At 70.3% G+C, this 20226-nt stretch carries 19 protein-coding genes; 9 read left to right on the forward strand and 10 right to left on the reverse strand.

The features are described 5' to 3' along the window. Positions 1–22: 22 nt before the first annotated feature. Genes OHA73_RS41860 through OHA73_RS41875 form a run of 4 tightly spaced genes read left to right on the forward strand, consistent with a single transcriptional unit; the run spans position 23 to position 3894 of the window. Positions 23–949 carry an ABC transporter permease gene (locus OHA73_RS41860; protein WP_266724242.1) on the forward strand — a complete coding sequence of 309 codons (927 nt, stop codon included), beginning with the start codon at positions 23–25 and terminating at the stop codon, positions 947–949. Beyond that, positions 942–1835: an ABC transporter permease gene (locus OHA73_RS41865; protein WP_266724244.1), complete on the forward strand. Its 894-nt coding sequence runs from the start codon at positions 942–944 to the stop codon at positions 1833–1835. The genes OHA73_RS41860 and OHA73_RS41865 overlap by 8 nt, the downstream gene beginning before the upstream one ends. A gap of 8 nt (positions 1836–1843) precedes the next feature. Further along, positions 1844–2887 (forward strand): ABC transporter ATP-binding protein, encoded by a 1044-nt coding sequence (locus OHA73_RS41870; protein ID WP_327657934.1) that lies wholly within the window; start codon positions 1844–1846, stop codon positions 2885–2887. Next, positions 2884–3894 carry an ABC transporter ATP-binding protein gene (locus tag OHA73_RS41875; protein ID WP_267073587.1) on the forward strand — a complete coding sequence of 337 codons (1011 nt, stop codon included), beginning with the start codon at positions 2884–2886 and terminating at the stop codon, positions 3892–3894. Before OHA73_RS41870 ends, OHA73_RS41875 begins: the two co-directional genes overlap by 4 nt. Here the strand turns inward: OHA73_RS41875 and OHA73_RS41880 are convergent. From OHA73_RS41880 to OHA73_RS41900, 5 genes are all read right to left on the reverse strand, one after another. Continuing rightward, positions 3889–5352, reverse strand: a complete 1464-nt coding sequence (locus tag OHA73_RS41880) for an MFS transporter (protein ID WP_327657935.1) — start codon at positions 5350–5352, stop codon at positions 3889–3891. The two genes, OHA73_RS41875 and OHA73_RS41880, sit on opposite strands and share 6 nt — an antisense overlap. Continuing rightward, positions 5342–6391, reverse strand: a complete 1050-nt coding sequence (locus OHA73_RS41885) for a dipeptidase (protein WP_327657936.1) — start codon at positions 6389–6391, stop codon at positions 5342–5344. Before OHA73_RS41885 ends, OHA73_RS41880 begins: the two co-directional genes overlap by 11 nt. Further along, a complete protein-coding gene (locus tag OHA73_RS41890) occupies positions 6388–7056 on the reverse strand; it encodes a hypothetical protein (protein WP_327657937.1) in 669 nt (222 codons plus the stop codon). The genes OHA73_RS41885 and OHA73_RS41890 overlap by 4 nt, the downstream gene beginning before the upstream one ends. Then, complete coding sequence (locus tag OHA73_RS41895; protein ID WP_327657938.1) at positions 7053–8801, reverse strand: hypothetical protein; 1749 nt, start codon at positions 8799–8801, stop codon at positions 7053–7055. Before OHA73_RS41895 ends, OHA73_RS41890 begins: the two co-directional genes overlap by 4 nt. Positions 8802–8891: 90 nt before the next feature. Then, positions 8892–9677, reverse strand: a complete 786-nt coding sequence (locus tag OHA73_RS41900; RefSeq protein ID WP_327657939.1) for an IclR family transcriptional regulator — start codon at positions 9675–9677, stop codon at positions 8892–8894. 160 nt (positions 9678–9837) lie between these two features. On the opposite strand from OHA73_RS41900, the gene OHA73_RS41905 reads away from it, so the two are divergent. After that, the gene (locus tag OHA73_RS41905; protein WP_327657940.1) at positions 9838–10881 is read left to right on the forward strand and encodes a YncE family protein; all 1044 of its coding nucleotides are present in this window, start codon (positions 9838–9840) and stop codon (positions 10879–10881) included. A gap of 48 nt (positions 10882–10929) precedes the next feature. Here OHA73_RS41905 and OHA73_RS41910 read toward each other — a convergent pair whose 3' ends face one another. Further along, entirely contained in the window at positions 10930–11226 is a 297-nt protein-coding gene (locus OHA73_RS41910; RefSeq protein ID WP_267073584.1) for a ribosomal protein L7/L12, read from the reverse strand. A gap of 82 nt (positions 11227–11308) precedes the next feature. Here OHA73_RS41910 and OHA73_RS41915 point away from each other — a divergent pair, with 82 nt between their 5' ends. Together OHA73_RS41915 and OHA73_RS41920 are read left to right on the forward strand one after the other, a co-directional pair. Continuing rightward, a complete protein-coding gene (locus OHA73_RS41915) occupies positions 11309–12514 on the forward strand; it encodes a cytochrome P450 family protein (protein ID WP_327657941.1) in 1206 nt (401 codons plus the stop codon). 120 nt (positions 12515–12634) lie between these two features. Beyond that, positions 12635–13402, forward strand: a complete 768-nt coding sequence (locus OHA73_RS41920; RefSeq protein ID WP_327657942.1) for a hypothetical protein — start codon at positions 12635–12637, stop codon at positions 13400–13402. A 13-nt stretch (positions 13403–13415) separates the two neighbouring features. On the opposite strand, the gene OHA73_RS41925 is transcribed toward OHA73_RS41920, so the two are convergent. After that, positions 13416–14006 (reverse strand): CGNR zinc finger domain-containing protein, encoded by a 591-nt coding sequence (locus tag OHA73_RS41925; protein ID WP_327657943.1) that lies wholly within the window; start codon positions 14004–14006, stop codon positions 13416–13418. Positions 14007–14095: 89 nt separating this feature from the next. Here OHA73_RS41925 and OHA73_RS41930 point away from each other — a divergent pair, with 89 nt between their 5' ends. After that, positions 14096–15328 carry a cysteine desulfurase gene (locus OHA73_RS41930; protein ID WP_327657944.1) on the forward strand — a complete coding sequence of 411 codons (1233 nt, stop codon included), beginning with the start codon at positions 14096–14098 and terminating at the stop codon, positions 15326–15328. Positions 15329–15394: 66 nt separating this feature from the next. Here the strand turns inward: OHA73_RS41930 and OHA73_RS41935 are convergent, their stop codons facing one another. Next, positions 15395–16306 (reverse strand): phosphotransferase family protein, encoded by a 912-nt coding sequence (locus OHA73_RS41935; RefSeq protein WP_327657945.1) that lies wholly within the window; start codon positions 16304–16306, stop codon positions 15395–15397. Positions 16307–16579: 273 nt separating this feature from the next. Between OHA73_RS41935 and OHA73_RS41940 the strand changes: the two genes are divergently transcribed. Further along, entirely contained in the window at positions 16580–16852 is a 273-nt protein-coding gene (locus OHA73_RS41940) for a hypothetical protein (RefSeq protein ID WP_327657946.1), read from the forward strand. Between the two features lie 67 nt (positions 16853–16919). Here OHA73_RS41940 and OHA73_RS41945 read toward each other — a convergent pair whose 3' ends face one another. After that, complete coding sequence (locus OHA73_RS41945; protein WP_327657947.1) at positions 16920–19373, reverse strand: GH92 family glycosyl hydrolase; 2454 nt, start codon at positions 19371–19373, stop codon at positions 16920–16922. 172 nt (positions 19374–19545) lie between these two features. Beyond that, a complete protein-coding gene (locus tag OHA73_RS41950; protein WP_266724284.1) occupies positions 19546–20124 on the reverse strand; it encodes a TetR/AcrR family transcriptional regulator in 579 nt (192 codons plus the stop codon). Between the last annotated feature and the right edge of the window lie 102 nt (positions 20125–20226).

The following is a 20226-nucleotide window of genomic DNA, read 5'->3' on the forward strand; positions in this document are numbered from 1 at the left end:
CGACACCACAAGGAGATCCACGATGTTCAGGTATGCGCTCCGGCGCCTGATCATCATGGTGCCGATCGGGATCATCGTGACGTTCATCGTCTACGCGATGGTGTTCGCCCTACCCGGCGACCCCATACAGGCACTGTCCGGCGACAAGCCGCTCGCCCCCTCGGTGATCGCGGCGAAGCGCGCCTACTACCACCTCGACGACCCGCTGTTCTCCCAGTACCTGCACTTCATGGGGAACCTGCTGCAGGGCAACCTCGGCCAGACCTTCGACGGCCAGGACATCGGCGAACAACTCGCCCTGCGCTGGCCGGTCACCCTCCAGCTCGGACTGACCGCGCTCGCCATCCAGACCGTCTTCGGCCTGCTGTTCGGCATCTACGCCGGCTGGCGGCGCGACGGGCTCGTCGACCGGTCACTGCTCGGTGCCACCCTCGCGGTGCTCGCCGTGCCGGGACTCGTCGTCATGTTCTTCGCCCAGTCACTGTTCAGTGTCCAGCTCGGCTGGTTCCCGGTCTCCGGCAGCGCCGATGGCTGGCCCACCAGCTATCTGCTGCCCGCCACGGTCCTCGGTGTGCTCGGCTTCGCCGGGCTCGCCCGCATCACCCGCACCAGCCTCGTGGAGGTGGCGGGCGCCGACTTCGTGCGCACCGGCCGCGCCAAAGGGCTGTCCCCGCAGCGCATCCTCTGGCGACATGTGCTGCGCAACGCCCTGCTCCCTGTGATCACGTTCATCGGGCTCGACCTGGCCGGCACGCTCGGCGGCGCGATCATCACCGAAGGCATCTACAACCTCAACGGCATCGGCCAGTTCATGTTTCGCTCGATCGGAATGAAGGAGGGCGGAGTCGTCGTCACTCTCTCCACTGTCCTGCTCATCGGCTACATGGTCGTCAACTTGATCGTCGACCTGCTCTACGGCCTCCTCGACCCGCGGGTGCGTCATGTCTAGCCCCGCGCTGGTCGTGGCGACCGAGACCGAGCCGACCGCCGAGGACGCCCCCGCGGGCGCCGCGGTCCTGCGTGAACTGCTGCGCAAGCCGCGGTTCGTCCTGTCCGGTGTGGTGATCCTCGTCATCGTGGCGATGGCGGCCTTCCCACGCCTGTTCACCTCCGTCGACCCCACCGCCTGCAACCTGCGGTACAGCAAGATCGGACCCTCCGCGGCGCACTGGTTCGGCTACGACATCCAGGGCTGCGACTACTTCGCCAATGTCATCTACGGCGCCCGCCCCTCGGTCCTGGTCAGCGTCTCCGTCACCCTCGTCGGCTTCGTGGTGGCCTGCACCCTCGGCATGCTCGCCGGATACTTCCCCGGATTCGTCGACGGCCTGGTCTCCCGCACCGCCGACGTCCTGTTCGCGCTGCCCGGCCTCGTCGCGATGATCGTCATCCTGCAGGCCTTCTCGGCCCGTTCGGTGTGGACGATCGCCTTCGTGATCGTGCTGCTCGGCTGGCCCGCCGGGATGCGTCTGATGCGTTCCACGGTGCTGTCCGTGCGCAGCCGCGAGTACGTGCTGGCGTCCCGGGTGCTCGGCGCGACCGCACCGCACATCCTGCGCAAACACATCTTCCCGAATTCCGTGGCTCCGCTGCTCGCCCTCACCACACTCTCGGTCGGTGTCGCCGTCGGAACCGAGGCCGCGCTGACCTTCCTCGGCATCGGGCTGCAGCCGCCCACCATCTCCTGGGGTCTGCAGATCGCCATCGCCGCGTCCTACCGCGACGACATCCATCTGTTCCTCTTCCCCGCGCTGTTCCTGACGCTGACAGTGATGTCCTTCATGATGATGGGCGACACCGTTCGGGACGCGCTCGACCCGAAGCTGCGGAGGTGAGCGCGGACATGACCGCCACCGACACCGTCGAGCACACCGCCCCGCTGCTCGAAGTCACCGACCTCACCGTCGAGTTCGCCACACAGGGCGGCACCTTGCGCGCCGTCGACGAGGTCTCCTGGTCCCTGCACCGGGGCAAGACCCTCGTCGTCCTCGGCGAGTCCGGTTCCGGCAAGAGCGTCTCCACGCAGGCCATCACCGGCATCCTCGACTCACCGCCGGGCCGCGTCCGCGCGGGCAGCGCACTCTTCGACGGCCAGGACCTGATCGCGATCCCCGAGAAGCAGCGCCGCCGGATCATCGGCAGCCGCATCTCGCTCGTCTTCCAGGACGCCCTGTCCGCCCTCAACCCCGTGCACACGGTCGGCCGCCAGATCGCCGAGCTCTACCAGGTGCACCGCGGCATGTCCCGCAAGGACGCCATGCGCGGGGCCGCCGTCATGCTCGACCGGGTCGGCATCCCCAGTGCCCGTGCGCGGGTGCGCGACTACCCGCACGAGTTCTCCGGCGGCATGCGACAGCGCGTCATGATCGCCATGGCGCTCGCGCTCGGTCCCGAGGTGCTCATCGCCGACGAACCGACCACCGCGCTCGACGTCACCGTCCAGGCCCAGATCCTCGAACTCCTGGAGGAGATCCAGCAGGACAGTGACATGGGCGTCGTCCTCATCACCCACGACCTGGGCGTCGCCGCCGAGATCGCCGACGATCTCGTCATCATGTACGCGGGCCGGGTCATCGAATCGGGCCCCACCGCGCTCGTCCTCGGCGACCCGGCCCACCCTTACACCCAGGGCCTGCTGCGCTCGATGCCGTCGAGCGAGATGAAGGGACTCGAACTGCCCGCCATCCCCGGCACCCCGCCCAACATGCTGCGCCTGCCGACCGGCTGCCCCTTCAGGCCGCGCTGCCCCAAGGCGATCGACCTGTGCGCCACCGAGCGCCCCGAGCTGTCCGCCCTGTCGGGCGGCGGTCCCCGCAAGGTTGCCTGCCACCTCGCGGACACCCTCGACACCACGCAGACCCCTTCACTGGCCGGAGGTGCCTCATGAGTGACGTACTCCTCCAGGCGACCGGCCTGGCCAAGCACTACGACACCGCGCCCCGGCTGCGGCCCGGACGCGCCAAGTCCCTGGTGCGTGCCGTCGACGGCGTCGACATCGAACTGCGCAAGGGGGAATCCCTCGGCATCGTCGGCGAGTCCGGCTGCGGCAAGTCGACCCTGCTGCGCCTGCTGTGCGCGCTGGAGCGGCCCACCGCCGGCAGCCTCACCTTCGACGGCCAGGACGTCGGCCGGCTGCGCGGCGCCGCACTGCGCCGCTGGCGACGCCGCGTCCAGGTGGTGTTCCAGGACCCGTACGCCTCGCTCAACCCGCGCATGCGCGTACGAGACATCATCGGAGAGGGCTACGACGTCCATCCCGACGCCGTCCCTAAGCAGGGGCGCCGCCACCGGGTCGAGGAACTGCTCGAACTGGTGGGCCTGGAGCCCGCGCACGCCGACCGTTTCCCGCACCAGTTCTCCGGCGGACAGCGTCAGCGCATCGGCATCGCCCGGGGTATCGCCCTCGGCCCCGACGTCCTCCTGTGCGACGAACCCGTCTCGGCCCTCGACCTGTCCGTACAGGCCCAAGTGGTCAACCTACTGCTGCGCCTGCAAAGGGAGTTGGGCCTCAGTCTGGTCTTCGTCTCCCACGACCTCGGCGTCGTACGCCACATCTCCGACCGGATCGCGGTCATGTACCTGGGCAAGGTGGCCGAGTACGCCGACGCCTCCCACCTCTACGAACGCCCCGCGCACCCCTACACCCAGGCACTGCTGTCGGCCGAGCCGTCCCTCGACCGGATCCGCAAGCCCGACGCCCCGCGCCGTCGCCGCATCGTCCTCGCCGGCGACCCGCCGTCGCCGGTCAACCCGCCTTCGGGGTGCCGGTTCCACACACGGTGTCCGGTGGTGCGGGATGTGTGCCGACACACCGAGCCGGAACTGGAGCAGGTGGCCGGGCGGCTGGCGGCATGTCACTTCGCGGAGGAGCTGCTCGGCGCGGACGCTCTATGACGCCGACCCGGACAGCGTCTCCAGTGAGCGGCCCTTCGTGGCCGTGGACAGGGTGAGCGTGAGGACGCAGCCCGCGGCGAGGACCGCGCAGATGAGGCTGAAGACGCCGGTGAAGCGGAGGGTGGCGTACATCGTGCCGATGAGCATGGGCGCGACGATGCCGCCGATCCGGCTGAAGGCGTCCGACGTGGCCGCCGCCATCGAGCGCAGCTGCGTCGGGTAGACCTCCGGGAGGTAGGTGTACAGCGGTGCGTAGAGGCCGTTGAGGAAGAAGCCGAGGAGCAGGCTGAGGACGAGGACCGAGAGGTCGGTCTCGGCCTGCGAGACGAGGAAGGCGCAGAGCGTGGACGCGGCGAGGCACGTCACGATCGACCACTTGCGGTCCGTCCGGTCGGCGAGCCAGGCCGCGGGGTAGTAGCCGAGCACCTGGGCGACCTCGACAAGCAGCGCGTAGCTGAAGCTGTCGGTGATGCTCATGCCCCGGTCGAGCAGCATGCTGGGCAGGAACGTCAGGAATCCGTAGTAGGCGAAGCTCGCGACGAAGAACATGCTCCATACGACGATCGTCTGGCGCAGGTACGGGCCCCGCCACAGGCCGGCGAACTGCGCCGCCGCGCCCAGGTCTTCGTCGCGTGCGGTCGTCCCTGGCGGCTCGGGGGCGGGGAGGGGCGCGCCGGTGCGTGCGAGGACCGATTCCTCCAGTCTGGTCACCACCGCCTCGGCCTCGTCGTCGCGGCCCTTGAGCAGCAGGTAGCGCGGCGACTCCGGCAGATTGCGCCGCCACCACAGGGCGAGGATCACGGGCAGGCCCACGAGGACCAGGCCCCAGCGCCACCCGTGGTCGACCCGGGCCACGACGAAGGTGCCCACCAGAGCGGCCAGTACGTACCCCAGGCCGAAGAACCCGGCGAGGGAACCGACGTAGGTGGCTCGCTTCGCGCGTGGCGCGAACTCGGCCAGGTACGGGATCACGACGTTGACGTTGATCCCCACTCCGACACCCGCGAGGAAGCGCAGGGCCAGGAGGAAGCCGTAGTCGGGGGCGGCCGCCGACAGCAGTGTGCAGCCGCTGTACAGGACCAGCGACCACAGGAGCAGCGGCTTGCGGCCCACCCGGTTGCCCAGGAGTGCCAGCGACAGGTCACCCACGAGCGCGCCGGCCAGCGTCGCGCTCGCGATCATGCCCTGCTCGCTGCCGGTGAGCGCAAACGCCGTGGTGATCAGCGGGAGCAGGAAGGACATGATGCCCAGGTCGAGCCCGTCCAGGGTGGTGCTGAGTCCGCCCTGCGTGAGGATGCGGCCCTGCACCCATGTCATGGGGAGCCGGTCGATGCGGGCGGTCAGCCGGGCGGCGCGTGCGTCCGGATCGTCCGGGGGCGGCGGCACTGTTGCGGCCGGATTCGGGTCCGGAACCTGTGCCGGTTTCCGTGGCATGTTCGCGGTCTGCTCAGATGTCATCGCCCGTCGGCCTTTCGCTTTCGAAAACGGCGGAGTAGAGGCGCAGCCAGTTGCCTCCGACCACCGCGTGCGCCTCGTCGGGTGCGAAGCCGAAGTCGACCAGCCTGTCGGCGACTTGGGCGAGGCCGGAGGCGTCGGTGAGCCACTCCGTGGTGTCGGTGTCGGTGTCGGTGTCGGTGTCGGAGGCGGGAGAGGTGCCGAGGTCCGCGCCGCGCTGTTCGCCGCGTGTCCAGCGCCCCTTGCGCATCCACGTGAACTCCGCCGCCCCCGCCCTCGGGCTCAGGTCCGTGCCGATGGCCACATGCCGGGCACCGACCAGGTCGACCGTGCGGGCCACCATCGCGCACCAGTCGTCCAAGGTGCGCGCGTAGTGCCCACAGATCGAGCGGTACGTGGCGAGGCCCACGACCCCGTCCCGCGCGGCGAGCGCCTTGAGCGTGGCGTCGTCCGCGTTGCGCGGATGGTCGTACAGGGAACGGGGGTTGGCGTGGGTGAGGGCCACCGGCAGCGCGGAGTGCTCGATGGCGTCCCGCCGGGTGCGCTCGCCGGAGTGCGAGAGGTCGACCAGCATGCCGACCGCGTTCATCTCGCGCACCACTTCACGGCCGAAGCGGGTGAGTCCCGGGTCGGACTCCTCGTAACAGGAGCCCCCGAACTCGGTGTTGTTGTTGTACGTCAGCTGCATCACGCGCAGCCCCATGTCGTGAAAGAGCCGGACGAATCCGAGCCGGCCCTGGAGCGGGCTGGCGTTCTGCGCCCCCAGGAGGATGGCGGTGCGGCCCTGCTCCTTCGCCCGTTCGATGTCGGCGGCGGTGCGTGCGGGCACGACCAGGTCGGCGTTGGCGGCGAGGAGGTCGTTCCAGGCGGCCAGCGCGTCCATGGTCTCGACCGCGTCCTCCCAGAACGCGACCGTGGCCGTCGCGCAGGTCACGCCGCCCGCGCGCAGTTGGAGGAAGACGTCGCGGTCGTAGGGGCCGCATTGCAGGCCGTCGATGACGAGGGGTGTGTCCCGGCTGGGGGCGGTAGCGGTGGCGGTCATGAGGCGACCTCCACCGGTTCGTCCTCGCCGACCTCCGCGAGGATCTCGCCGCCCGGGCCGAACAGCGAGTCACCGGCGTGGGTGCGCGACAGCGCGCTGTCCGGGGTCAGCGCGGCCTCCGCCTCGGCGACGAAGCGCTGCCACAGCGCGCCCGTGACCGGCACTCCGTAGGTCAGGGCGCGCAGCTCGGCGGCGTCCGGCCCGGGGCGCGGGCCGTCAGGGGCGGGCGTCGCGGTGACCGTGGACTCGGTGAGGGCCAGTTCCACGCCGTAGCGGCGGGCCAGCGGTGGCAGGGCGCGGACGGCCCAGTCTTCGCCGGGGGCGGTGAAGGAGGCGGAGCCGTCGGTGTGGGCGGCGGCCACGGCGAGGTCGAGGAGGTCGGCGGCCGTGGCGAGCGCGGGTTGTGCGTCCGGGGCGGGGAACTGGGCTGTGGCGCCATCGAGTTGGGGCCGCAGGTGCCGGGCGCGCAGGGCGGGCAGCGCGTCCAGCAGGCCGGCCAGACCGTCGAGTCCGTGTGTCTCGGCGCCGACGACGATGTCCCGGGTCGCCGCCACGGAGCCGAACGGGATCGCGGTGGTCAGCAGCACCCGGCCGGTCATCAGACGCAGCTCGCGGACCGATACGCGCAGGTCGGCGGGGGCGTGGTGGGCAGGGGTGGGGGTCACGCGTTCTCCTCGGTGCGGGTGGGAGCGGCGGCGGCCGGTCGTGCGGGCAGCGTCCAGTCGTCGCGGTCGTGTCGGTGGATGGCGTGGCGCGTGGGCGCGCCGTGGAAGAGCAGGCCGAGGACATTGCGCCCGGCGGAGTCGGCGGTCTTGTCCAGGCCGTGGACCGCCGAGTTGAGGAACCGTACGAGGTACGCGGGCACGAACGCGTCGTCGGCGATGTTCATGTGCGGGCTGTGCAGGGCGAGTTCGGCGAGGCCCTGGACCCGCGCCACCGTGTCCCGGTGCCCGGGATGGCGCACGCAGAACGCTCCCGTGGTCTCGCGCGGATCGGCCGCCTTCAGGTCCGCGTACAGGGCCTGCACCGAACGCGGCACGTTGAGCTGCCAGTCGAGGCCTTCGGCGACCTCCTCGCGCGGACCGCGCCGGGGCTCCTCTGCGGCACGGGACTTGTACCAGATGTGGCGCAGCGCGCCCGGCGCGGTCAGATCCAGGTCGAGTGCCCAGCGGTAGGCGGTGTCGAGGTGCTCCAGGAGGGCCCCGGTCGTCTGCTGAGGTGTGGCGGTCAGCGTCTCGTCCACCCGCTGCCGTTCGACGAGCGGATCCGTGAGGTGCGGCACGCTGTCGATGAGCACACCGGCGAGGGTCTCGACGGCCCGCTCGTCCAGCTCCGCGTTCCACCGGGCCCACAGGCGCGGGAGCGCATCGGCGCTGCTCGGCCGCTCCAGGGCGTCCAGGAGGGCGATCGCCCGGTGCAGGGAGCGGCCGAGTTCGGCCGGCGGCTCGAACTGGTCGTAGACGGTGGGGTCTTGTGCGTGGAAGCGCGCGGTGCGCTCGACCAGCTCTCGTACGGCGGACAGGTGCGGGGCGCCGCGCCGCGCGTCCAGGGCCTGCGCGAGGGCCTGTTCGCGCAGGTCGAGCCAACGGTCGACGAGGCGGGGGTGGTTGTTGGCGAAGAAGACGAGGCCGAGCGCGGAGGCGTTGCCGAGCCCCAGGCGGCGCCGCAGTTCCGGGTCGAGCGCGGGGGCCTCGGGGTTGCGATGCCGGGCCAGATGCTCGGCGAGGTCGGCGGCGAACTCGCGCATGAGGTAGGCGGCGAGCATCTGGGCGTGCAGGGGCGCGGCCAGGGGGTGGTTGTCGGGCAGCGCCGCGAAGGAGCGGGTGCCGAACGTGCCGTTGCCGTCCAGGCCGGTGTTGCGCATCAAGTAGCCGACGTCCCAAAGGCGTTCGGCGTCCGGCTGATGTCCCTCGGCGAGGCTGGAGACGACGTGCTCGAACAGTCGCAGGCTGCGGTTGGAGCGGCACCACACCAAGGTGTGCGCGGTGGCCCGGCCCCCGTAGAGCTTCGGCATCTCCCGTTCGGTGTGCGCGAGTTCGCTGTCGTCCGCAGTGCCGTCGAAGAGCGCGCCCGTCATGTCCCAGTCGGTGCCGACGATCCGGCTGGTACGTCCCTCCAGGCGCGGTCGGAAGGAGAAGGCGACGAAGTCGAGGGGCCCGCTCGGCGTCCGGACGCGATAGCGGGCGCGGCCGCGGGCCTCCTCGTCGATGGCGAACTCGAGCCGCTCGACCCGCCAGCCCTGCGCCGTCATGCGGTTGACCAGTGCCCGGCTCGCGCTGAGCCGGGTGGGCGGGATCTGGGCGAGGCGCTCGGGCCGCAGGAGCCGGTCCGGGGTGCGCCCGGCGGGTTCCGTGTGTCCGGCGGGTTCGGTGGCTCCGGCGGGCTCGACGACGGAAAGGGGCACGTTCATACGCAGTCCTGATCGTGTGTGGGTGGTACGTCGGCGGGCCCGGGGGAGCGGGCCGGCCGGGACAGGGGGACACGGGGAGAGATGCAGGTGTCAGCCGTGCAGGCCGAGGGCACCACTGGTGTCGAGCCGGAGCAGCTGCTCGATCTCGTGGGCGGTGGGTCGCAGTACGGCGAGTGCGTCGGCCGTCGTGATGCGCTCGCGTGGTCCGTGAACGCTGAGCGCCGCGACGACCTGGTTGCCGGGGCGGCACAGCGGGACGGCGAGTGCGGCGATGCCGTCCTGCTCGTCGTCGGTGGACGTCGCCCACCGGGTTCCGTTGATGAGGCCGAGTTCGTCGGCATCGGGCAGGGCGATGCCCCGATCCCGCAGCGGTTCCGTGATGTCCTGCGCGCACAGCGCCGCGAGCAGGCGTCCGGAAGCACTGGAGGTCAGGCTGAGCCGGTCGCCGAGGAGCAGCGTGGCGTGCAGGGACCGGCCCGGATCGGCGCGCTGGACGACCCGCGCGGTGTCCGTGTCGAGCACGGCGATGCTGACGACCTCGCCCGCCTGCCGCGCGGCGCGCTCCAGCAGCGGAGCCGTGCGTTCGCCGATGCCGGCCTGGCGCAGGGCGGCGTGTCCCAGGTGGGCCGGGCGCAGCGTCAACCGGTAGGAGCCGTCCGGGAGTTGTTCCATCCAGCCGGCCGCCTCCAAGGTGACCAGCTGGCGGTGTGTCTCGGCCCGCGATGTGCCCATGGCCCGGGCGAGGGACGAGACCCGGACGGGCTCCGTCGCGTCGGCCAGGGAGTCGAGCAGGGCCAAGGCCTTCAGGACCGTGGCCAGGGGAGGCGTGGCGGGCCGTGGCGGCCCCGGCGTCGCGGCGCTTGTCACAGTATTCATGACACCGTCTTTCTTTGAGAGACGGCGGGACTGTAGGGAGCGGGCGGGGGTTGCACAAGGGGGTGACGCATTAATTCCCCGTCACCCTTGCCATTACATTAGGTTAGCCTTGCCTAATCTTTACTCGATGGTTCATCGGATCGGCAGGGAGACCGCACCCATGTCCTCGCTCAACAGACGCGTCCACCGCACCGCGGCGAGCGCCGTCGCCCTGGTGTCCTGCACCGCGTTCACGCCGACGGAAGCCGCCGCTACGGCCGGTTCGACGCTCATGTCCGCGCCGCTCGCCCCCGGCCTCTACCAGTCCGCGTACTCCGAGAGGAACGACGTGCTCTGGGCGACCAGCTCGGTGGGGCAGCCGCCGGCGCCGGTCACGGACTCGCGGCTGGTGCGCCTCGACCCCGACACACTCGAGGTCGAGGCGACCCACCCGACACCCCTCGACGACGGCGACGGCACCATCGAAGCGGCCTACGGCATCGATGTGGACGACGAGCACAACACGGTGTGGGTCACGAACACACGCAACGACAGCATCGCCGTCTATAGCCAGAAGACGGGCCGCCACCTCGCGACCGTGCCGGGCGTCGCGCACGCGCGCGAGATCGTCGTCGACGAGAAGCGCGACACCGTCTGGGCCACGGCCTTCGGCACCGGCTCGGTCGTCGGCTTCAACACCCGTACGTACGAGGAGACCCGGCGCGTAACCGTCGAGGGGGCGGGCCCGACGGGCCTCGCGGTGAACGAACGCACGGGAGCGGTCCACGCCACCGATTTCACGCACGACCGCATCATCCAGATCACCCCCGGCTCCTCCGAACCGCGCCTCCTCCCTACGGGCGACGGCCCCCTCTCCATAGCCTTGTCGGCGAACGGCCGGACCGCCTACACCGCCGACCAGGGCGCGGGTGGTGTGTCCGTCGTGGACCTGCGCAAGGGGGCGGTCGTCAGGTCGATAACCACCGGGGAGGGTGCCAAGTCCCTTGCCGCAGTGAGGCGTTCGGCGCGTGTGTTGGTCGTCAACCGGCTCGCCGACTGCGTCTCCGTCGTCGACACACGGTCGGGAGCGGTCAAGGAGACGATCGGCACCAACGCGCTCCCCAATCATGTGCACATGAGCGACGCGAGCGCGTACGTCCTGGACAAGTCGGCCTCCGGGCCCAAGGGCGAGGACCATGTCACCCGGATCGACGTGGCCCGCTGACCCGGAGGGTGCCGCGGCGCCCTCAGCTGTGGCCGACCCGACTCCGGGTCAGCTCTGGCCGGACTCGATGCGGTCGACCTCGTCCTTGGCCTCCTTGAGGCCCACGCCGGTCGCCTCGCGGTAGGCCTTGATCGCCTCGATCTTCTTGCCGTCCCGCACCAGGGCGCGTACGCCGTCGAGACCCGGGACGAGCGTGCCGGTCTCGATTCCCAGGTGCTCGATGACCAGATCCAGCTTCCGCTCGACGCGGGCGGTCCTGCGGTCGGCACGGTCGACCTTGCGCTCGATGGTGCCGATCGCGATGAGCACACCGACCAGGAGGATGAGTATTGCTGCGCTGTCCATAGTCACTGATCCTAGGCAACTCGGATGACGAGGATGACGCGAATGGCACGCGGACACCTGCACGTCATTGGATCCTGAGGTGATGACCGACCCGACCCAGGATCCCCGCTTCCTCCGGAACCCCTATCCGGCCTACGCGGCCATGCGGGCCACGTGTCCGGTGCGGCCCGTACCGGCCGGTTCCGCAGGCCGCGCCAACTACGTGGTCACCGGCTACAAGGAAGCCAGGGAAGCCCTCCACGACGCCCGGCTGTCGAAGGACACGGCCGCGTTCTTCGCGGGCAAGGAATCACGGCGACGTCTGCACCCCGCAGTCGCCCACACCATGCTCGCCAGCGACCCGCCCCAACACACCCGGCTTCGCAAGCTCGTGACGAAGGCGTTCACGACCGGGGCGGTCGCGCGACTGCGTCCGTTCATCGCGCGCGTCACCGAGGAGCTGCTGGACCGGTGGCCCGTCGGTGAACCGTTCGATTTCGTGGCCGGCCTGGCGGTGCCGCTCCCGGTCGTCGTGATCTGCGAACTGCTCGGGGTCCCGGCGGCCGACCGGCCCGACGTGCAGCGCTGGTCCGCGGAGCTGTTCGCGGCGGGGGAGCCCGATGTCATCGACGCGGCCTCGCACGCGATGGCGCAGTACATGACGGACCTGATCGCCGCCAAGCGCCTCGATGCCGGCGGTTCCCTCCTGGACCGGCTCATCGCCGCTCGCGACGGAGAAGACCGTCTGAGCGAGCACGAACTCGTCTCCCTGGCCGTCCTGTTGCTCGTGGCCGGACACGAAACCACCACCAACGCCCTCGGCAACGCCGTCCTGGCGCTGCTCCGGCACCCGGCACAACTGGATCGCCTGCGGCGAAACCCGGACGACATCCCCGGCGCCGTGGACGAACTCCTCCGCTTCGACTCCGCGGTGAGCACGTCCACCTTCCGGTTCACCATGGAGTCCGTCACGCTCGGCGGCACCGAAATCCCGGCAGGCGTACCGGTGTTGGTCGCCCTGGGTGCAGCCAACCGGGACCCGGCGCGGTACCCCGGACCGGACGAGCTGGATCTGGACCGGGACGCCGCCGCCCACCTCGCCTTCGGTCACGGCATTCACCGCTGTGTGGGCGCACCCCTGGCCAAGGCGGAGATGGAACTCGTGCTGCGAGCCGTTCTTGCACGCTTCCCGGAACTCCAACTGGCCGTATCGGTAGACGAGTTGATGTGGCGACGTACCCGCCTTGTCCGAGGCCTGTCGTCGCTTCCCGTTGTCGCTTCGGGGACGCAGCTCCGCACCGGCGAATAACTCGGGACGCATCTCCACATCGCCGAATAAGAGGTCGTGAGGCTCTTCCCGCTCCAGTAAGGTCGGGATCTTCAGGCGGCCGAGGTCGCTCTGGAGTCCTCGAAGGTACGGGTCACCGTCATGCATCCAACCGACCACCCTGCCCGTTGCAGACTCGACGCGGCCCTGGCCGATCTCGCCACCGTCTTCCGCGGAATGACCGCGCGCCCGGACGAGTCCAACTGCGAGTGTCATTGGGGGAGTGCGGAGGAGCTGGCCCTCCTCAAGACGCCCGACACGGAACTCGACCCGGACCTCCTGCGCCGCGCCTGGCAGGCCATCGACTGGACGGATCACGGGGCTGTGCTGCGCCGCATCCTGCCGCAGTTCGCTGCGGCCCTGGTGGCCGGTCGCGTCGAGCCACTGTTCGGCCTTGAGGAGGCGGGGTACTCCTTCGCCCGTGGCCGCTGGCAGCAGTGGCCCGATGAGCAGGCCGGTGCGGTACGCGAGTTCCTGCACGCCTGGTGGGCGCAGAGCCTCACGGATCCGGACGCCGCCGTCCCGGCGCACCAGGTCATGGCGATGTGCGCCGAGGCGTCCGGCACGGTCACCCCCTGGCTCGCCGACTGGGAGCGGCATACCGACCCCCTCAGCGACCAGCGGCTCACGGAGGCCGCGGAGGAGTGGGAGTACGAGCTGCTGGGCGACCAACTCCCGTGGTACGTCAACTGGTACGAGAACGACGAGGACCGGATGAGCGCCGAGCTGGCGGCCTGGCTCCATGGCCACGCCGCGACGCGACTCCGGGCTTCAGGTGCCTCGCCGGAGCTGCGGCGCCGGATAGCGCTGCTCGCACTCACCGGCGAGGATCGCTGGACGCACCCGGACTGGCCGGGGCACCGCTACTGACGCCCGCCCCGCGTCACTGCTGCTTGCGCGCCGCGTAGGACCGGGCCGCCCGTACGCGGTTCCCGCAGCGCGTCGTGCACCAGCGGCGGGCGCCGTGGGAGCGCAGGAACCAGCGGGCGCAGTTCTGGGCGGCGCATTCGGTGAGGCGCTCGGCCTCCGTGCCGACGAGGAGGTCGGTGGCGTCGTCGGCCAGTTGGGAGAGCGCGGCCGCGACCGGGTTGCCGGTGTCCGGGGTGTCGGCGCGGTGCGGGCCGGTGGTGGACCAGGCCAGCCGTGGGGTCGAAGGGGCCGCGGCGAGCGCGGAGTTGAGGGTGGCGAGGGCCTCGGCGGGAGGTGGCCCTGCGCCTTCGGTGCGCGCCCGCAGCAGAGTGCGTACGGCCTCGCGCAGACCCAGCAGCCGCCCGTGCTGCCGCCCGTTCAACGCGGTCCGGTCGGTCAGCAACTCGTGCCGGACGAGCCACAGATGGGCGGCCTCGGTGTCGTCGAGCAGGTCGACGGCGCCGTGGCTGAGGTCGAACCGCGTGTTGACCAGGGCAAGCGAGAGGAACCGCTCCTCTCCGGGGACCGGTGGCTGGCGCAGATAGACAGGGTCGGCATGATCCACGCCCTCATGTTAACGCTTGCGATTCTCCGTGAGAAAGCCTAGCGTCACTCACGTCAAATGAGACGGAAAACCGTGAGAGGTGGTCGGCCGTGGGCTTCGACGTCGACGCAGTGCGCAAGGACTTCCCGATTCTCGGGCGCACGATGGACGGTGGCGCGCCCCTCGTCTACCTCGACTCCGGCGCCACCACCCAGAAACCGCTCCAAGTCCTCGACGCCGAGCGGGACTTCTACCTGCACCACAATGCGGCCGTCCACCGCGGCACCCACCAACTCGCCGACGAGGCCACCGAGGCGTACGAGAACGCCCGGCACACGGTCGCGGGCTTCATCGGCGCGGCGGACGACGAGGTCGTGTTCACCAAGAGCACCACCGAGGGCATCAACCTCGTCGCGTACGCCCTGGAGAACGCCCGCCGGATCGGTCCCGGCGACCGCATCGTGGTGACGGAGATGGAACACCACGCCAACCTGGTGCCGTGGCAGCAACTGGCCGAACGCACGGGCGCGTCCCTCGACTGGTTCGGCCTCACCGACGAAGGCCGCCTCGACCTGAGCCGCGCCGACGAACTCCTCGACGAGCGCACGAAGGTCCTCGCCCTCACCCGCCAGTCCAACGTCCTCGGCACCCTCAACCCCGTACGGGAACTCGCCGATCGGGCCCACGCGCACGACACGCTGGTCGTGGTCGACGGCGCCCAGTCCGTCCCGCACCGCCCGGTCGACGTCCACGCCCTCGGCGCCGATTTCCTCGCCTTCTCCGGCCACAAGATGCTGGGCCCCAGCGGCGTCGGCGTGCTGTGGGGGCGCCGCGAACTCCTCGCCGAACTACCGCCGTTCCTCACGGGCGGCTCGATGATCGAGGTCGTCGAGATGGACCACTCCACGTTCCTCCCGCCGCCGCAGCGCTTCGAGGCCGGCGTCCCGATGGCGGCCCAGGCGGTGGGTCTGGCGGCGGCCATGGATTACCTGACGGCCCTCGACATGAACGAGGTGGTGGCCCACGAGGACCGCCTCACCGAACACGCCCTGCGCCTCCTGGCCGAAATCCCCGGCGTCCACATCGTCGGCCCCGGCGATCTGCGCGACCGCGGCTCGGCCGTCTCCTTCACCGTCGACGACATCCACCCGCACGACGTCGGCCAGATCCTCGACGAACGCGGCATCGCCGTCCGCGTGGGCCACCACTGCGCCCGCCCGATCGTGCGCCGCTACGGCATCCCCGCGACGACCCGGGCGTCCTTCTACCTCTACAACACGCACGCGGAGGTCGAGGCCCTCGCCGAGGGTGTCCGCGAGGCGCAGAGGTTCTTCGCGAGGTGACTGGTGGGTGTCGAGTCAGCGCGTCAAGTCCGTGCCATCAGGCCTGTGCCCGTCAGGCCCGTGTCATCAGATCCGTGCCATCAGGCCCGTGACGTAGGCATCCAGCCGCTCCTCCACGACCCGCGTCGTCAGCTCCGTCCTCCCGGCCTCCCGCCACGGCCGCGCCACCACGTGCACCTCTTCCGAGAACGCCAGCGCATCCCGCACCCGCCAGTACAGCCGCTCGCCGTCGTCCGCGGCGAGCACCCCACCGGCCTCCTCGTACGCGTCGGCGAACCGCTGTCCCCACTCCGGCCCGTGCAGCAACGCGAGGTTGGTGCAGCTGTGTGCCACGTCGAGATCTGCCGGGCCCCAGGAGGCCCCGGCCCAGTCGACGACGCCGGTGATCCGGGTCGGGGACGCGTCGAACAGTACGTTGCCGAGGTGGAAGTCCCGGTGCAGGAAACGCCCTTCGTAGGGCGGCGCGGGCGCACGGATGACGTCGATGGCCGCGGCCCACGCGGCAGCGTCGGCGCCCTCGGGGACCACGACGGTGTCGGCGGTGGTCAACGCCTCGTACTTCGGGGGCTGTTCGCTCGGGCACACCGCATGAATCGCCGCGAGCTGCCGCGCGAGCAGCCGGACCCGCGGCGCCAGCCCGTCACCGCCGAGAAGCGCACGCCCCGGCAGACACGTCATCAGGAGCGAGGGGTACTCGCAATGCGCCGCGGTCGGATCGACCGCGAGCAGCCCAGGGGCCGGTACGTCGGTCGCCCCCTCAAGGAGTGCCAGCGCGCCGGCCTCCCGGTCCAGCGCGTCCTCGGCGCGATCCACGAAGAACGGGTCCACGAAACTCCGCAACACCAGTTGACGGGTGGATCCGCCCCGCGCGGCGACGGTCAGCCTCCGCATCTCGGCGGTGACACCACCGTGCAGCGCCTCGACGCGGACGATGCGCTCTCCGGCCTCCAGGAACCGCCCCACCCACGCAAGCGTCAACGGGCGGACGGTGGCCGACGCGTCGGCTGATTCACGGTGATTGATCACCCGGCCACCGCATCATCCGGCGGACGACACGCGCAAGCGCATTTCGCGAGGGGCCCTACGCTTACGAAGGCTTGGTGACGCGTCACCCGCCTTCACCCAGGCATAGGCGGGCAGCGTGGCGGCGCGCTCGGCGATGGCGGCGTACAGGGCGTCGAGCGTGGGGCAGGCGGCGTGTGAGCCCGGGCCGGTGTCGTCCCCGCCGAGGTCACGGAGACCGGCTCCTCGTTGTTCGCGCAGGCGCAGGCGCAGGCGCAGGCGCAGGCGCAGGCGCAGGCGCAGGCCGCGGCCGGGCGCGGGGTGTGTCTGGTGACGGACCATGCCCGCTTCGACCTGACGGAACTCGTCGTGAACACGCCTGAAGGCGCACTCACCGTCCCCCTGTGCGCCGGCTGGGACCGCTCGCACTACGCCTGCGATGCGATCCGTTCCTACGTGGAGGGGCTGCGGGCGTACTGCGAGGAGCGTCTGGAGGTGTTCCCGGGGATGGCGACGCCGTAGCGCGCATTACGCAGAGAAGGGCGCGGCCCCCCCCGTGAAGGAGGAGCCGCGCCCCAGTACCTCAACCTCAGTTTCCGGCCACCGCAGGCGGCGCCGCGTTCGCGCCCCAACTAGTCGGCTTGTCCGAGAGCTTGAAGCCGATCTTGCCGGCGCCGAGCAGGTCCTTGTGGGAGAGCCAGCTCTGGCGCAGCGGCGTGCCCTTGCCCGTGGTCACGGACGAGACGTACTGAAGCTTCGACGCGTCGGCGCCGGGTGCCTCGATGCTGATCTTGCGGCCGTGTGCCGGGCGGATCTCGACCTTGTCGAACATCGGGGCCGACAGGACGTACTTCGCCGAGCCGGGCTGGACCTCGAAGACACCGGCCATGGCGAAGACGAGCAGCGACGACGTGGCGCCGAGGTCGTCATTCCCGGGCATGCCGTACGGGTCGTCGGTGAACAGCGTCCGCATGGCCCGCAGCACCGAGGAGGTCTTCCACGGGGTGTCGGTCCACGCGTACATCCACGGAGCGTGGAAGTCGGGCTCGTTGTTCGGGTTGAACGCGAAGTTGTTGTGGTAGTCGTACGCGCCCGTCACCCAGGAGTCCTTCGCGGCCTTCGCCGGGTCACTGAGCACGGTCGGCATGTCGAAGAACTTGTCGAGCCGCTTCTCGGCCGCCGCCTTGCCGCCCATCAGGCCGTAGAGGGCCTTCGGGTTCTGCTGCGCGAGCCACTGGTACTGCCAGGCCGTGCCCTCGTGGAAGGCGCCGGACTGGGTCGGGTCGGGGTCGCCCGCGACGCTGCCGTCGGCGTTCTTCGTCACCGGGAAGCCGGTGAAGCCCTCCGAAGTGACGCCCGAGTCCCACAACTTGCTGAAGTTGTCGCAGCGCGAGGCGAGCGTCGCGGCTTTGTCCCGGTGACCGAGGCCGTCGGCCATCGTGGCGAGGGCGCAGTCGCCGAGCGCGTACTCGAGCGTGGCCGAACCGGCCTGGCGGCTGTCGCCGAACTTGTAGCCGGGCAGATCCTGGTAGCCGACGAAGCCGTTCTTGACGTACGTCGGGTTGCCGTCGCGGCCACGGAAGGTCGACTGGTCGGCCGGCACCTCGTTGACGTTCTTCCACAGCGCGTCGAAGAGCTCGCGCGAGGTGCGGTGGTCGAGCAGACCCCGGTTGTACAGGTCGACGATGAACGGGGTGACGGGGTCGCCGCTCATCACGTTCGTCTCACTGTTGCCGAGGCCCCAACGCGGCAGCCAGCCACCGTCCTTGTACACGTGCAGCAGGGACTTGGCCATGTCGGCGGCCTTGTCCGGGTGCAGCAGCGCTACCAGCTGGTTCTGCGAGCGGTACGTGTCCCAGAGCGAGAACATCTGGTAGTACGTGGAATCCGCGCGATGCACCTTGTCGTCGAAGCCGCGATAGCGGTTGTCGACGTCGGAGCCGATCGACGGGTGCAGGAGCGAGCGGTACAGGGCGCTGTAGTACGTGCGCTGGTCGGCGGTGGAGCCACCGGCGACGCGCATCCGGTTCAGCTCGTCGCGCCACGCGTCGTGCGCGCCGGAGCGAGCCCGGTCGAACGAACTCGGCTGCTCCGCACCGCGGTTGAGGCGCGCGCCGTCGACCGAGGTATAGGACAGGCCCACCGACGCGCCGACCTTGTCGCCCTTGGACGGGTCGAACGACAGCCAGGCACCCGCGCGCTTTTCGCCCCGCGAGGCCGCACGCTGGTTCGGGGTGAGGGTGCCGTCGCTCCAGGTGCCGAACTTCGAGAACGTCCGGTCGAACTTGGCGCTGAAGTAGACCCGGTAGCGCTCCTTGCCGGTCTCCCCGCAGAAGTTGCCGCCCTGCACCCAGCCTTCGACGGTGTTGTCGCCGACGACCTTGATGTCACCGGCGTACGTGCTGCCGTTGCTCTCCCCGGCCTCGATGAGGACGTTCTCGGCGCCCGAACCGCTGGGGAACGTATAGCGGTGCTGGCCGGTCCGCTGGGTCGCCGACAGCTCGGCCTTGATGCCGTTGTCGAACTTCACGCCGTAATAGCCGGGCGAGCGGGTCTCGTTGTCATGGCTGAACTTCGCGCCGTACTGCGCCGGATCGGACGAGGTCACCGCGCCCGTGGTCGGCATGAACCGGATATTGCCCATCGTCTGACAGCCGACACCGGAGAGGTGCGTGTGGCTGAAGCCGAGGATGGTGTCCTGCGCGTAGTCGTACGAGGCGTACTTGTTCAGCTGCGTGTCGGGGCTCAGCTGGACCATGCCGAAGGGGGTGGTGGCACCGGGGAAGGTGGTTCCGTCGCCGTTGTTGCCGATCGACGTGTCGACCAGGCTCGTCGGGTCGGAGGCGAAGCCGGGCCCGCTCTCCTTGGCGCTCGCGACACCGGGGGTGAGGGTGGCGGCGGCCACCGTGGTGACGACGAACGCGGCGGTGACGGTGCGCCGCAGCGATCGCAGCGATCGCAGCGATCGCAGTGGTGCGAGCGACCTCAGCGATCTCAGTGGTCCCGGTGAGTTCTGCGAGCTCGGTGACGGCGACGCTCTCATCGCGGCCTCTCTTTAGACAACGTTGTCGAAGTGATTCCTTTCGATCTTTGTCGTGAGGGAGGGGATTCGTCAATGGATCGTCAATGGATGGACCCATAGGCGCTGTTGGGGAGGGGTGTGTGAGATGGGGTGGAGGGACGCTTGGGTGGAGGGGTGCTTGCGTGGAGGGGCGCTATCCCCGGCCTCCGGAGAACAGCAGCTCGGTCAGCGCCCGGAACACGTCCTCCGGGTCCCGACCGTCCACCGGCCCCCGCAGGTTCTCGCTCAGCAGGAGCGTGGTGAAGCCGTGGGCGAGTGACCAGGCGGCGACTCCCGCGAGTTGGGCGTCCTTGCCTCGTCCGCTTGCCGGTACGTCGGCGACCCCGGAGCGCAGTTCGGCTCCGGTGCGGGCGCGGGCGGCGAGCAGCGCGGCGTCGTCGGAGCGCAGCAGGTCCGGCTGGAACATGACCTGGAAGTGCGCCGGGTGCTCGATGCCGAACCGGAGGTAGCGCACCCCGCGTTCGCGCAGGTCCGCCGCCTCGGCCAGGGCGTCCGCCAGCAGTTCGAAGCCCTCCGCGGCGATCGCGGTGAGCAGGCCCGTGCGGTCCTTGAAGTGGTGGGCGGGGGCCGCGTGCGAGACGCCTGCGCGGCGGGCGAGGTCGCGCAGGCTCAGGGCGCCCGGCCCCTCGGTGGCGATGACGTCGAGGGCCGCCGTCAGGATGGCGCGGCGCAGGTCCCCGTGGTGGTACGAGCTGCTCTTGGCGGTGGGCATGGTCAGCAGGCTACGCCGAATCTAGGCATTGACAAGTTCAGGCGGGACGAGGAATCTAGCCAGTGTCAAGTTCGAGCGAGTGGACGCCTTAGGGCGACGGCT

The sequence above is a fragment of the Streptomyces sp. NBC_00483 genome, assembly GCF_036013745.1.
Taxonomy (GTDB): Bacteria; Actinomycetota; Actinomycetes; order Streptomycetales; family Streptomycetaceae; genus Streptomyces.